Origin of the sequence: Grimontia indica, assembly GCF_000333895.2 — a bacterium.
Lineage (GTDB): Bacteria > Pseudomonadota > Gammaproteobacteria > Enterobacterales > Vibrionaceae > Enterovibrio > Enterovibrio indicus.
Map to the genome: position 1 here is coordinate 54120 of NZ_ANFM02000027.1, position 14809 is coordinate 68928.

Sequence of the window (14809 nt, forward strand, 5' to 3'; positions counted from 1 at the left end):
AGCGATGGTTAGTTTTTGTCTTAAGTGTAAGACATATTCGACCTACTGTTCCGTAAAGCCTTTTTCTGCCCGAGTTTCTAACGCTTCGAAAGACTTTTCAGCAATATCAGAAATGGCTTGTGCACTTGCGAACGCAAGGTCAAAGCTTTGCTCAAGACAATGCTTTTCGATGTCTCTACAGAACGCACAAAGCTGTTTGTTGCCATGGGCTGCAGCACTGCTGCCGAGGGTATGTGCTTCAAACTCAAGCGTGTAATGGTCGTTCTCATCTGCCGACTGGGCGATTTTTTCCACCCGCTGACGGGCATCTTTGATGTAAAACTCAATCAACTCTGGCACTAATTCTGCGGACGTATCTTTGGCTAATTGTGCCAGAGTGGCTTCATCTACCATTGGTGCGTCGTTATCTATACCGGTATCGGCTTCGGCGTTAACGTCCGCTACGCCTGTTAGGGGTTTGGAGGCCATTGAGAGTGCACTGTCTGGCGCAGATTTGGGACCAATCCCTGCGTCATTCGGTTGCCAGCGGTTAAGGCAGTCAAGGATGGATTGTCGGGTAAAGGGTTTGGAAACAAAGTCATCCATGCCAAGTTCGATAAAGTGCTCCCGATCGCCACGAAGTGCATGGGCGGTAAGGGCGACAATCACGACATCTTTAGCCGGAGTGTTCATTGCACGGATTCTCTTGGTGGCTTCCATGCCGTCCATGTGTGGCATCGAAATGTCCATCAAAACAATGTCGTAAGGAATACGTGAAACGGCTTCGACGGCTTCGACGCCGTTACTGACGATATCGACAGAAATACCGGAGAATTCCATCATGGTGCGCAGCACGATTTGGTTTGCGGGATTATCTTCTGCCACAAGGATGCGCAGGTTATCTGAAATATTGGTTGGGTTGATGTCTTGCTTACTCTTGCTGGTTACCTCACCAGATTCCTGCTCATCCGCAATGGCCAACTCAATGGTAAAAGTGAACGTGGATCCTTTACCCACTTCACTTATCACTGAGATTTGCCCGTTCATCTGACTGACCAACTGACGGCAAATTGCCAAGCCTAATCCGCTTCCTTCATGGGTACGGCTGTAGGTGGCCTGTGCCATCGTGAACTCTTCAAACAGGGTAGGGATGTGTTTTTGGTCAATCCCTATTCCTGTGTCTTTCACATCGACCTGAAGTTGCACCGAATCATGCCGGCGGTGTAAGCATTGAAGGTTGATATTGACGGTGCCAGTGTTGGTGTATTTCACCGCATTGGAAAGCAGATTCAACAGAATTTGGCGGACACGATCACCATCGCCGACCAAATATTTTGGTACACCGTCTGCGATACGGGAGGTCAGCTGGAGGTTTTTGTTCTCTGCCTGAGGGTAGACGATATCGACCGTATGTTCGAACAGGTCATACATGTTGAATGGGTTGTCCTCGAGCGAGAGCTTGCCTGCTTCCATCTTGGAGAAATCAAGAATGTCGTTGATGATGGCCAGCAACAATTCACCGGATTCACGGGCGGTTTTCACCAGCTTTTTCTGTAAGTCATCGAGCTCGGTTTCTTTCAAAAGCCCAAGTACGCCAAGTACGCCGTTCATTGGCGTGCGGATTTCATGGCTCATGGCGGCCAGAAAGTGGCTTTTTGCTTTATTGGCGTTCTCTGCAGCCTGCTGCATTTCTTTGAGTTTCGCTTCGCCCCGTTTTTGTTCCGTTAAATCAAAGAAGTGGGCAACATAGTGGCTGAGTTCGCTGTTTTCATCGGTAATGGACGTGATTGACATAAATACCGGAATGTTATGTCCGGCTTTGTGCCGTAAGCGCATTTCTCCTTCCCAACTGCCTTGGGAATTCAAAATACGCCATATCTTTTTGTGGAAGCCGAGATCTTCTGGGTTCGCTGTCAGTGAACGGGGTTTTTTGCCAGCGACTTCGCTGCTCTGATAGCCAGTAATGTTCGAGAAGGCAGGATTACTGCGGATGATATGGCCTTTGTTATCAGCAATGAAAACTGGCTGTGAGGTATCGAAAGCGTGAGCGGCGATTTTAAGTTCTGTTTGGTTCTGCAAACGTTGGGAAATATCGCGGATATAGGAAACAAAGATGTGCCCTTTCTGTGTTTTCGCTGCAGAGATGGATATCTCGATAGGAAACTCCCGACCGCTACGACGAATGGCGCTGAGTTCGATGCGTTGGTTGAGGACTGGGCCTTCACCGGTTTTTAAAAAATGGCGCATACCCTGAATGTGCATGTCTCGCATGGGAGTTGGGACGATGGTCTCCGCCATCGATTTTCCGACGATGTCATCCCGATCCCAGCCGAAAATTTGTTCTGCCACCGGGCTGAACTCGATGATGATGCCCTGATCGTTGGCCACGATGATCGCGTCATGTGAGGCTTTGTAGATGGCTTCGCTTTGCTCTTCAATCTGGCGCGCTTCAATGTACGAATACTTTTGTTCTTTGAGCGAAGCTTCGAGCTGAGCGTAGCTTTTATCCAACTTGTCTTTGGTGTTGAGAATATATTCGACGGTGGCGCTGATATCATCGGCGTAATTGACCAGTTTGACATCCTGAGGTGCTGTGTCGGTGCCTTGCAGATGGTTTAAGCGTTTCAATGGTCGCATTGCGCCGACCATCATAAAGTAGATACTGAATATGGCGATGATGGCGAGCGCCACCGTGCTGAATATGATGATTTGCCCTATTTCTGACGATGCTGATTCAAAGTGTTGAGCCTGAAAACCAATCACTGCCTCAACGTTTGGAACCGGGCTTTTTTCGATGGGAACCGAAACGGTGGTGACTTTAATGGTGGGATCCCGCGATGAATGAGAGTGAGCCAAAACGTCCTGCCCTTTTTCAATTGTCAGGTACAAAATCCCCGGTTGCTTGGTGATTTCGTCTGAGATACGTTGCAACCCTTCCAGATCTCCCCGTTCCAAATAAGGCAGGGTGGTCAGCGTGACCAATTGCGAAATATGTGCCTCGAGATGATACACATCATCATGCTTTTCTTTTTCCAGCAATGTTGCAGCGAAAGCGATCATCACTGCCAGCCCAATGGCGAAAAAAAGAGCAACGCGATAAATAGTTCTAATGCGAATCTTCAAAGCGGGCCTCTGCTTACAAATATGAGCTTGGTGGCATAAAAAATGAGCGATTTACTGTCAGTCTAGTACAGGCTCGGCATATTCCAACAGCACAATGGTGGCATCGTCTCGGTGCCAATCTCCATAGTTATCAAAAACCTGCATAACATGCTGAACAGCCTCTCCGACGGGTAATGAGCGCGTGTTTTCCAGTTCACGCATCACCGCTTTCTCGAGTACCTGTCGACTCTCCGTGGAGTCTGCCGCCTCAAACAAGCCATCGGTATAAAGCGCAATGCGCTCTCCTGAACTGAGTCTCGAGGTCAGGGTTTGGTAGTCTGCGCCATAGAGCACGCCAGGCATTATGCCGCCGACATCCATCAGTTCAGCGCCTAGTACGCTGACTTTAATTGGTGGAGGATGACCAGCGGTTGCCATCGATAAGGTGGCATTGTCGTAAAGCGCGACAGAGCAGCAGGTTAAGATGACCTGTGAGAGCAAATTATCGTCCATTGCGCAGTCGGAAAGACGGCTTAATAGCGTGCCGCATGGGTCACTAGTGTCGTCGACGTGATACATCAATCCGCGCAGGTAGCCGCCATAGGCGTAAGAGAAGAATTTGGCTGCCACATCATGGCCCATCACATCGACCATGTTGATCATCAGGAAATCATCCGTGTTGCGATGCAATACCAAATCGCCACCCCCAATCCCGGTATTTCTGGTGGCAATCGCAATTTGCCAGTTGCGGGATTCTGTTGGCAGTGACGGGGTCAAAGAGTGCGTAATTCTATGGTTTACCTTATCGGTAAGCTGGCGATAGATCTGCTCTGAGCGGTGTAATACCCTTCGAGCGCTTTGTACCAACGCGGATTTGGTGACAGGTTTGAGGATATAGTCATCAATCCCCAATCCCATGGCGTTGTCCCGCACTTCCTGGCTGTCCGCATAGGTGAGGAAAATGAAAGGGGTGAGCAGGGTATTGGTTTGTTTATGGAGTGCTCTTTTTAGGTCTAACCCGTCCATACTGGGCATACGAATATCAGAAATCACCAAATCAACGTGGTTATTCATTAGGAACTGCAGGGCTTCCTGACCATTTGCGGCTTCAGAAACCTTAAAGTGTTCGGAGAGATACGCGCTGATCAGGCGACGCTGGCTATCATCGTCCTCAACAACTAATACGCTGGGCTTAGTCGCGACCTGTTGTATCTTCCATTTCAGTGTGAGGCGGTTGGCACCAAATGTGGTGCGTTTCACGTATTCGAGTCCGTCGGTCAGGCTGTGGATCAGTGCAAGTCCTCGGCCGCCCTCTTTTTCTTCAAAGGTATCGAGTGATTGTACCCGGTCCGCCAAGGTTGGGTCCCAGTATTCGCCGTCATCCTCAATGTGCAGCATCCAGGCACCGTCAACACATTCCAGAGAGACGGCAATAAAGGTTGGGTGAGGCTCTGTGTGCTCTATCAGGTTAGCGGCCGCTTCAGAAAAACAGAGTTGGATTTTGTTGGAAAGGTGATCAGCCACGCCACGTTGCTTGAGTGTGTCGCCTAAGTGCTTTCGTGTGCTACTCACTTTAGCGAGTGTAGCGGGGCGGCATTCTTCCTTTACCACGGAGACCATACGCTATATCTCCAACGATAACAGATGGCTACTGAAAATAGATTTACGTAGCCTTTGGGTGATTTTCGGGAATCGTTTGGACAGCCTGCCGACCTCGCGAAGAATTTCCGTCTTCAGCGACGGATTATTTTTGTCGTTCATCACACAGCCCAATAGGTGGCCGCCCGCATCATGTAATTTCTTCACTGATTCGGACGCCTGAGCTTCTGTGGTTTGCCCTGACATCACAACCAGAATGGTTCCGTCCGACGCGGACGCGACCCTTTCGGGAGGAATGTTGTTGGCGTTCAAGCGCGCCATCGGCGAGGTGTCGAAGATGATGAGATCATAGTCTTTGTGCCACTCTTCGACGTACGCTTCTAAAGACCCTGGGCGACGAAGCTCCATGATGGTTTCGCGCTTGGACGGTGCAATGATCCCAGTGAAGTAAGTGCTTTCACCATCCACGCCCACTAGTTCAGGGTTAGGCAGGTAATGATTGTCATACGTCGTGACCGTCATGCCCTGACTGACGAGGCTGGGGTGGTAAAGGTTCAGGTCAACCACAAGGGTAGACTGCCCAGCCAGCAGGGAACGGTGTGCAATGGCAGAAGCAAGAGAAGTCACACCTTCGCCTGATTCCGTGGCGGTGATGGTCAGGGTTTTGTAATTGTTGCGAACGATCTGAAAGTAAATGCGTTCGATCTCGACGTTGAGCGGCGAAATAAACATCACAATATTCCTATCAGTGCGGCGATACCGGCTATTTGGAACAGGTCGGTAATCCCTTGGCGGATTTTTTCTGCGGTGCTTTCATCCTTGCTGGGTATATAAACGGTATCACCGGCGCGAAGCACGGGCAGATCCTGAAAACGGGCGGTTCGGCTGAATTCTGAAAGATTGAAAGTTCGCGCCTGATCTCGGCAGCAAGAGAGGTTCACGACGGTGATCTTCTCTACATAGGCATTGTTGGAAGTGCCTCCTGCTTCAGCGAGCAAGTCCAGAATAGTCATATGATCATCGAAGCTATAGCGACCGGGTTTGTTAACAGCACCCAGTACGCGGATGGTTTCTTCTTTCGGACGATCCAACCAGTTGCGATCTTTTTCTGGAACATAAATGGTGTCGCCGATATTCACTTCTGGCAGCAAATTCGCATCACCGGTTTCGAAAAACAGGGCAAGGTTGAGGCGACTGACGCGGGCATGTTTTCCGTCTAAGTGCGTGATACGAATATTATGTATATCGGCATCAGTGGTTGGGCCGTCCGCGGCGGAGAGGATGTCGAGAAAGTGCATTTCTTCAGTGAAACGGTAGCGCCCCGGCGCGCCGACCTGACCGAATATGTAGATGGAGCTGTCTGAGCTCTGACGAATCCATTTGGACTTGTTGTCCGTCGGATCATCTGGCAAATCATGGACCCTGACGGTCGAGCCGGCACGAATCTCTGGTAATTCGCTGTCAGGTCGTCCTTCGTTGATGAAGGTATCAAGGTTCAGCACGTAGGTTTTAGTGCGATTCCCTCCAATGGGCGTGACGACTTCAATACGGCTGGTATCGGCGCGTGACGTGGGACCACCAACATGGGCGAGTAAATCCATCAGCGACATTTCATCTGACCATTCAACCCGGCTGGGTCTAAGGACTTCCCCGATCACGCGGACGGCACGGGTAGGTGATACCTTTAGCCAGGATTTTTCATTTAAATCCAGTTTCTCTGGCACAAAGATAGCGTCACCCGGCAAGATCTTAGGCATGGCATCTGTCATTCGTCCTTCCGAGAACAAGGTGAGGTCGAACGGAACGTTGGTGCCGTTTCGTCGGATAATACGGATTTGCCGACTTTCAGCGAAACGTGTGGGGCCTCCCGCATTAGCAAGAATATCAATAAAGGTAGCGCCTTCTTTGCCTTCGTAAGCACCCGGCTTGGCGACTTCACCCATCACATACACAGTGTTGGAACCAGCTTTGATTTCCTCTTCCTGCTTAGGCACAAAAATCGTCGCGCCTGCCACAATGTTTGGTAGAAGGCTTTCATCACCTGAGTCTAGATAGCGTTTGAGGTCGAAGATTTTTGGCTCGTTGTCAGAGATAACGCGGATTTGTTCCACTGCCGCGTAGCGGGTCACGCCGCCTGCACGCATCAGCATGTCCACCAAGTTGTTTTCCTCTTTGGCGGAGAAACTGCCGGGGCGCAGTACTTCACCAAACACCTTGATGGCTTCTCTGTCTTCTGCGGCATCACCGGAATCAGCTAGTGCAGTAGGGTCAAACGTTTGTTCAATGTTGCCAATCATTGGAGAGGCAGGCACAAACAGGGTGTCCAGCGAGCGCAGTTCAGGTAGCAGGCTTGAATCGCCGGTATCGAGAAATTTCTTGTAGTCAAAAGTAATCACTTCGCCGTTTCGGCGCAGCTGAAAGCGGTCTAATTGAGCACCGGCACGCAGGCCGCCTGCGGCATACAGCGCCATTTGCACTGAGGCATTTTGGTTTAGCGTGAACTCACCTGGTTCTTCCACGTAGCCCTGAATGGTGACGAGGAGCTGTCGCTTACTAATGAACACTTGCAGAGAGGACAGATCACGGAACACAGCGCCAAGCGTTTCTTTCACTGCGACATCCAGCTCAGCTTCTGTCATGCCGTTGGCTTCAATCATGCCGACTTCTGGGAGGGTGAGCCTTCCCTGACGATCAACCTGAAACTCTTTGTTGAGCGTGACTTCGCCGGGCAACATGATGGCAATCTGATCACCCACCTGCACACGATATTCGTCCGCGGTCGCTGAAACGCTGACCATCAGCAGAAAAATGAGGGTGATGAAACGGGTCATGGTTGACTCCCATCATCTTTTGAATTGGCGCCAGCTTCGACCAACTCGATAGAAACACGGCGGTTTACGAGGCGGTTTTGAGGCTCACTGCCTTCAAAAAGCGGGTCGGTAGAACCCACTGCATCGACTGTGATGCGCGAAGGGGATAAACCGAAAATCTGCAGGTAACGTTTGACCTGAATCGCACGTTCGAGAGACAACTTTTTGTTGGCGGCAGAACCGCCCACTGAATCCGCATGTCCGGTGACATGAAGATTGTACTGAGGCAGGTCACGGAGCAGATGAGCGGCTTCCGCTAGATGCCCCATGTATTTGGGGTTCACTTCAGGTGAATTAAAGGCAAATTGGTTATCGACATTGAGTAAGGTGTAGATCTCTGCTGCGAGGTCTGAGGCGTTGCTGTAACCCATCGCAGAAGAAGGCACACAAGCGCCACTGCGCTTCACTGCATCTAGCTGCTTCTCAAGCCTTTCAAGAGTAGCACGTTGGATAATGATGTCGTTGGCGGCGTCAAATTCCAGTCCGCCATGCAGCTCACGAACAATGCGGTCTTGTAGGCGGCGTGCTTGTAATACGGTAGCAGGGAAGCAAAGCTCTGCCCCTTCCAGCACAAGAACATCGAGGTGTCTGGCGCCTAACTCCCATTCGAATCGCAAACCATGCTCAGGGCCGAGAGGTTCATCAGGCATGACGGGAGAGATTGACGAATGATAACCTTCGGCCATACCACCTTGACCGTGGTCAGGAAACGCTGAACAACCAGAGAGCAGTAGTATCGTGAAGAAAAGTGTAAAGCGGTTTGTCATCCTAATTCTCCCTGGGAAGAAAGCCTTACTGAGTCGTTTGGGCGGCTTCTACGGTAATCGCACTGTTAATACGTAGCAGGGTGATGATCTCCATCGGTTGACCATGAACATTGGTCAGAGACAGAGTGTGGCCTTTTGCTTTCAGGCGTTTGAACAGAAACACAATCGCTCCAATGCCTGAACTGTCGAGGAAGTCCACTTCACCTAAGTTCATGGAGATATCCGTCATCTTTTCATCGGCAACAAGCTCATCCAGTATGGGTTGTGCTTCGCTGCATCCCTGTGCGTCCATGTCGCCACGAACTATCAGCAGCAGGGATTCATCAGGCTGTTTAATGGATTCGATTTGCATGACTTTTTTGCCTCACCTGTATAGATATGGGTTCTAATGCGAATTCCATACCATGTTGTAATATTGATTAAAAACAGTCGGATAGAGATTCTTAGTGGAGGGCATATATTGGATTTCTCATTTTGAAAACAGAAATGGGAAACTCATGCACTCTTCATGTTGATTGCCAATTAGCGCTTATTACAGCGGTTTGTCTTAAATATAAGATAGAAGTAAATCGATGATTTTGCGGGAGGTCGTAGAGGATTTGTTGGTGAGTTGGCGGAATAGGAAATGATGACTTTTCATGTTGATCCAACTTTAAGCGACACCAGTAGGTGAGCAGTCAAAGATAAAGTTGGGGGTAAATGGAGAAAGCCAGCGATAGGCTAATCAGGGATTCGAGGGTCAATCTCTGCCAGCACTTCGCCGTTGGTCTCTCTAATAAACAGAGTTTTGCCCGTACACTCGATCAAGATTTTTTCTTCTGGCGGGAGCTTGGATAGCACTTCGACTAATCTCGCTGTCCCCTCCACAATGTGGGCGTGCGGGTGAGTGATTCCAGGCGCTTGCATGTTTGCGCGGTCTTGGTAGATCTTTAAAAGGTGTTTTGCGGTCACAGCCATCGTACGAATCCTGATTCTTTATACTCAAACAACCTGAATACGAGCATATTGGGGTTGTTTGGGAGTAGATGCCTAATTAGAACAAAGAAGGGCATCATGCACAGGCTGAGGTTTGAGAAAACAGCCTCTCCCTCTTCGTTCGAGACAAAGGGAGAGGCTGTCAGGCTAGGCGTTAAAGCTGATGTGCTTTTTACCCGTCCAACTCTCAATGACGTCAATCATCTTGCGCTTATTGACGGGCTTCGCCAGAAAATCATCCATGCCGACTTCTTTGCATTTCTCTCTGTCTTTCTCTGTCACATTGGCGGTCATGGCGAGAATTGGCAGAGTACGACCATGTTCATTGAGTGCCCTGATGGTTTCACAGGCAGTGAAACCATCCATTTCAGGCATCTGCAAGTCCATCAGCACCAACGCAAACTCTTCTTTCTCTATGGCAGATATCGCCTCTTTGCCGTTGTTGGCGGTGGTCACTCTGAACCCCGCGCGCTCCAGCATGGTGCGGGCGATCAACTGGTTGGCAGCGTTGTCTTCCACCAAGAGAATTGCAGCGCCTGTGTCGCTTTTAAAAGCTGTTCTGCTGTGTGGGTTAGGTACATACTCTTCGGGGTAATGCAGCTCACAAGGCAGCACCACGGTGAATTCACTGCCCAATCCGACATGACTTTCCAACTGGATGTCACCACCCATCAATTCAACCAAACGCTTGGAAATGGCTAGCCCCATACCGACGCCGCCGTAGGTGCGCGAGAAGGTCGCATCTTTCTGGGTAAAGGGTTCAAAAATGATCTTCTGATACTCTGGATCTACCCCAATCCCGGAGTCTCTGACGTGAATGCGAAGACCTTGAGGGAAGTGATGGCTGAGCATGAGTTCCACTTCGCCACATTGGGTGAATTTGATGGCATTGCCCACCAGGTTAGTGACAACTTGGGAGAGCTTGCCTTCATCAGCTTTGGCGATGATATGGTGGTTCAGCCGGTCATCTAATCTCAGGCTGATGCCTTTGGTCTCTGCTGACTTTTCAAACATAGAGATCACGCCACGCGCCATTTCAGCAACATCAAACTCTTTTTCTTCGACCTTGATGGCACCGACATCGATTTTTGAGTAGTCCAAAATGTCGTTGAGTTGGTTAAGCAGCAAGTGCGCAGCGTCGTCAGCCATATTGGTGAGGGTTTGGCATTGCTCTGGGAGTTTTTCTTCTTTTAGGATATCAATCGCCCCCAAAATAGCATTCATCGGAGTGCGTATCTCATGGCTCATGGTAGCAATAAACTGGGATTTGGCGAGGTTCGCAGCGACAGCATGTTCCCTCGCCTGCTCGAGTTCTTGCTCTCGATACCGCAAATGCTCAATGTGAAATTCCAGATCATCGACGGACTTAGACAGGCGTGTAATTTCGTTGACATGCTGCGGTGCTCGGCCTTCTTGTTTGGCAATGTCTATTAAACGCTGATTGATTTTTGATAGCGGGCCAAAAACCATCTTTTGTGACAGCAAGAAAATGAGAAAACCAAGCGAGAGTAAAGCCAGTGCTGTGTAAAAGCGCACGGTTTCTACGTGGATTTCAATGTCGGCCATCATTTGTTTTTTACTCATGGAGATCTGCATGTCGCCGACTTGGGTGTCACGATAGGTCACAGAGTTGACGAAATTGAGAGCCATTGGGTTGTTGTCGTGCGGTTTATCGCCCCATTGTCCAATTTGCACGCCACCGTCAGTAACGATGGAGATATAGCAGAGATCGGGGTAATGCTCTGCCATCAGTGCGAGCTTTTCATTCAGTGCGCCAGAATTCTTGATGAGTACGTCTGAAGACAGTGCTGCCGTCAGCGCTGAAAAATTCGCGCGGATTTGATTGTCCATTCGATCAGAAAGATATTGGCGTTCAAATGAACGAGCGGCTTCGCCCGCAATAAAGCTAAGGGCCATGGTTATTGAAAGTACGGACAGCATGTATTTAAGCCAGAGTGGTAACTGTTTCATCATCATCTCCTTCGCCGTCCTCGCGGCCTGCTCGTTTCCTTGTCAGGCTCTCAGTTTGACAATGACTTTGCGTGTCACTTTGAGCAAATTGAGCGCGATTCCTGCTTTATTTAACGTATTTAGCTGTGTTCTTAAGAGGACTATGCAGGGACTTTGCCAAGTTTTTAAATGCAAGGATCAGCAGCCCCTAATTAGCGCTTATCGAAGGGAAATGCTGAAGAGTCATGTGGCTCTTGTGAAGGAGGCGATATGTCGGCGTTTTGGTCGTCTGCTTGTTTTTCCGCTTCGCTTTGCTGGAGAAATGCTTTTTCCTCCAGCTGCACATACCGGTAAACAGAGGCGGTCAGTGCGATTAAAATATAGATCGGCCAAGTGAAGCCTTGGGTGAGAAAGGTACCTGACACACAGAATGCGATGATACCAGAGTAAAGCCCTTCCGATATGGCACGAATAACAGGGCTGTACCTTTCGGCGTTTTCTTTCACGATATTGGTAGCACTTTGGGCTGAGCGGTAAACGGTGATGGTCATGACAAAAAAAGCGATTAAACCGACAAACCCCGTTTCACCCAGCACGCCAAACCATGTGCTGTGAACGGCGTGGTTCAAACCATCCCAGTGCTTTGAATAGTAGAAATAGTTGAAGTAGAAGTTATTAAGGCCAACGCCAGACAAAGGATTTTCCAACGCCATGTAGAAAGCCGCTTCCCACGCATAGAGTCGGCCTTGTGCCGATGCATCAAGACCTTCTTCCGCTGCACCACCAGATTTTCGCCCACTGATACCTGCCACTGCGAACAGCACCGCAGCGGCAATCCCGCCACCAATGAAAAGCAACGTTTTCGACTTCACGCGGCGCCAGGCAAGAATGCCGACAGCAGACATGATGCCCAGCAATCCGCCACGGCTTTGAGTCGCGATAATGGCAAAAAATATGGTGATAGTCGCAATCAGTGCAAAGAAGCGGGTTTTCTTGGAAAGTTCGGGTGTCAACAAGATGCTGATGGTAAACGAAAAGGGGAACAGTAACACCAGCGCTAAATCGTTGGGGTCACCAAGCACGGAGCCAAGTTCACGGCCCACGGTGACACGCGTTTCTTCCACTAAGCCAATGCCATTGACCTTATTGAAAAGGGTGACAATTGCCACCACGACCCCAGATACGGTAATCATGACGAGCGCATTGCGATAGTGGTGAACCCCCGTAAGCAGCCACGCCAGTGCGGGGGTCATAATGCCAATTTTGACGTAGATGTTTTTGAAGTAGGCAATGGCTTCACCCACATTGCTGGAGAGAGGGATACCAATCACGACAAGTACAAAAAAAATGTAGAAGGTATTCAGTTCTTTCGAAGACCACATTTTGAGCTTGCCACTGATACCTATGTGCCATGTCAGCGTGGTCAGGGTACCGAGAGATAACAACAGTGGGATTTTGAAATTGTAGAGTGGTGCAAAAGCCTCATGAAGGCGGAAAAAAGAGAAAGCGATAAACAGCAGCCCCAACAGGACAGGTTGAGAAAGGGTAATAAGAATGGCAAGGGGCACCAGACCAATCGCAATGGGGATGACGGGATGAGGAATGACCAACCACAGCAAACACGACAGCGCGACAAACGCGGCGGTCGCGTGTACGAAATGTGTTCTGATACGGACAAGCAACAGCTGGCGCTGGTCGTTAAGCCATTCGATTAATTGCATTTTTCTGGACGAAGAAATCCCATGCATTGAGTAAAGCAGAGATCGCAGCAAAATGTGCGCCAGAGAAAGTAGAGTTATTAAATGTTTTTAAAATAACGGGTTACAGAAAATGAAAAGAAAAAACGCGCCAGTGCGGCGCGCTTCGTTTGATTTTGCATGTCAAATTAGGAAATATACCCAAACGACCTGAAGATGCTTGAGTTCAGAGGTCATCAATGCGTTCAATTCGAGGCAAATTTCGCGAGGAATAGTCGTTCTATTTCCGTGGAATTTAACGAAGAAGTGGGCGCATTGAGGCCCTCCCTTCGGGCGAGTTGACTGACGTCGTGCTCTTTGTTGTTCCTTTTTGATGGAGGTGACTACACCTGCAAAGGAACGCCGCGATCACAGCGCTAGTCAATCTCGCTGAATCCTGCATCTTCAGGTTGTTTGGGTATAAGCGTATTCAGAGCGTTGCGCCAGGGTGAATCAGGCGAATCACCAACGAACCTGCTGCACGCATTGATTCGACATTGTGGCTCAATACCACGCCACCTTCCGGCGCATGGTAGCGGTATTCCTCTTCACCAAAGCTGTCATATTGGATCGCCAGCAGCTGATCTTTTTCTACAGTCTGCATCAACTCAACCTGCGGAAGAATAAAACCACCTTGAACAGCGCGAATACTGGTCACACGGGCGCTTTCAATGGCAGGCTCAACCGCGGCAAATTCGCCATCAATCAAACCGTAAAGGGTGAAGATGTTCAGCATGCCACGTACGGTGCGGTTGACCATTTCCACATCAGTATAACGGCCGACACCGGCTTCAACCGTGATGCTCGGAATGCCATTCTGATTCCAAACGGTTTCCAGGATACCCGGGTCGCCCGGATCGTTCAGAATGGCATCTGGGTTCATCAAGCGCGCCATGTTTACGGCGTCATCTAAACGATAATCCGCGAACACATAAAGCGGATAGCGGGTGCCAGATGTTTGCGTGTGTAGGTCAATCGCCAGATCGGCATTTGGCTGGAGAAGGTTACGCCAGATAGGATCAAGATAGCGCTGAGGTTCGTTACCTTGCGGATTGCCCGGGAAATGGCGGTTCAGGTTGCCACAGGAAACGTCAGGGTCAGAGGAAAAGAAATCGCGGCTGTGGTGCAGCATACCGCTCAGGTTGACGGTAGGCACGATGGTCACACAGCCTTTCAGTGATTTACCATGCAGCGCACGGGCAATCGCATGTGCTGACAAAACGCCATTATATTCGTCACCGTGAACACCGGCGGTGATCATGATTTTCTTACCCGGCTCAGTGCCCTTAAATACCCAGACCGGAAGGTGTTGCCACTGTGCTAATGCATCGGTCGCCGCACGGAACCAAAACTTGTGTGAGCCTGCATCCAGTTGGTCCACATCAAGTGAAGAGATCACGGACAAGCCGTCGATTTTGTTTCCTTCAATACACTTCGTCATTACGTAGGTTCTTATTTTTAAGAATTTTACAGGTCGTTAAAACTCAAAAAAGGCGAGATTGTCATCCCGCCTTTATTCATGTCGATAATACTTTAAGCTTACGCGAAGCCAGTGAGATGTGCACTCACAACTGTGATACTTGCGATGACAAAAAGTAAAAGCATAAACCGCCAGACAAACTTCGCCCAATTACCCCAATCTATGCGACATACACCCAGTGTAGCCATCAATGAAGCAGATGTCGGTACAATGATGTTGGTCCATCACACAACTGGAAGGCCAGAAACGTAATTTGAAGGGGCACACCAGCAATATCAGATAATGGTGCCAGCATTAGCAAGGGCAACGACAAGGAAAATGACTGTGTCCAAAAACGTTTGAATTCGTCAA

10 protein-coding genes and 1 pseudogene are annotated in these 14809 nt (G+C 49.5%); all 11 read right to left on the reverse strand.

The features are described from left to right. Positions 1 to 42: 42 nt before the first annotated feature. Positions 43 to 3102 (reverse strand): PAS domain S-box protein, encoded by a 3060-nt coding sequence (locus tag D515_RS15285; protein WP_239643985.1) that lies wholly within the window; start codon positions 3100 to 3102, stop codon positions 43 to 45. A 57-nt stretch (positions 3103 to 3159) separates the two neighbouring features. Then, a complete protein-coding gene (locus tag D515_RS15290) occupies positions 3160 to 4701 on the reverse strand; it encodes a response regulator (protein WP_002539869.1) in 1542 nt (513 codons plus the stop codon). Between the two features lie 3 nt (positions 4702 to 4704). Next, positions 4705 to 5412 (reverse strand): P-loop NTPase family protein, encoded by a 708-nt coding sequence (locus D515_RS15295; protein WP_002539871.1) that lies wholly within the window; start codon positions 5410 to 5412, stop codon positions 4705 to 4707. Beyond that, the gene (locus D515_RS15300) at positions 5412 to 7511 is read right to left on the reverse strand and encodes an SLBB domain-containing protein (protein WP_002539872.1); all 2100 of its coding nucleotides are present in this window, start codon (positions 7509 to 7511) and stop codon (positions 5412 to 5414) included. The genes D515_RS15295 and D515_RS15300 overlap by 1 nt, the downstream gene beginning before the upstream one ends. After that, positions 7508 to 8317 carry an OmpA family protein gene (locus D515_RS15305; RefSeq protein ID WP_002539873.1) on the reverse strand — a complete coding sequence of 270 codons (810 nt, stop codon included), beginning with the start codon at positions 8315 to 8317 and terminating at the stop codon, positions 7508 to 7510. Before D515_RS15305 ends, D515_RS15300 begins: the two co-directional genes overlap by 4 nt. Positions 8318 to 8342: 25 nt before the next feature. Continuing rightward, entirely contained in the window at positions 8343 to 8669 is a 327-nt protein-coding gene (locus D515_RS15310; protein ID WP_002539874.1) for an STAS domain-containing protein, read from the reverse strand. Between the two features lie 368 nt (positions 8670 to 9037). Beyond that, entirely contained in the window at positions 9038 to 9274 is a 237-nt protein-coding gene (locus D515_RS15315; RefSeq protein WP_002539875.1) for a hypothetical protein, read from the reverse strand. Positions 9275 to 9439: 165 nt separating this feature from the next. After that, positions 9440 to 11263 (reverse strand): response regulator, encoded by a 1824-nt coding sequence (locus D515_RS15320; RefSeq protein WP_002539876.1) that lies wholly within the window; start codon positions 11261 to 11263, stop codon positions 9440 to 9442. Positions 11264 to 11454: 191 nt separating this feature from the next. Beyond that, the gene (locus D515_RS15325; RefSeq protein ID WP_051997520.1) at positions 11455 to 12963 is read right to left on the reverse strand and encodes an O-antigen ligase family protein; all 1509 of its coding nucleotides are present in this window, start codon (positions 12961 to 12963) and stop codon (positions 11455 to 11457) included. A gap of 445 nt (positions 12964 to 13408) precedes the next feature. Continuing rightward, positions 13409 to 14419, reverse strand: a complete 1011-nt coding sequence (locus D515_RS15330; protein WP_002539881.1) for a succinylglutamate desuccinylase/aspartoacylase family protein — start codon at positions 14417 to 14419, stop codon at positions 13409 to 13411. 98 nt (positions 14420 to 14517) lie between these two features. Then, positions 14518 to 14774 (reverse strand): annotated as a pseudogene (locus D515_RS25365) (putative basic amino acid antiporter YfcC); the annotation flags it as partial. Positions 14775 to 14809 lie beyond the last annotated feature (35 nt).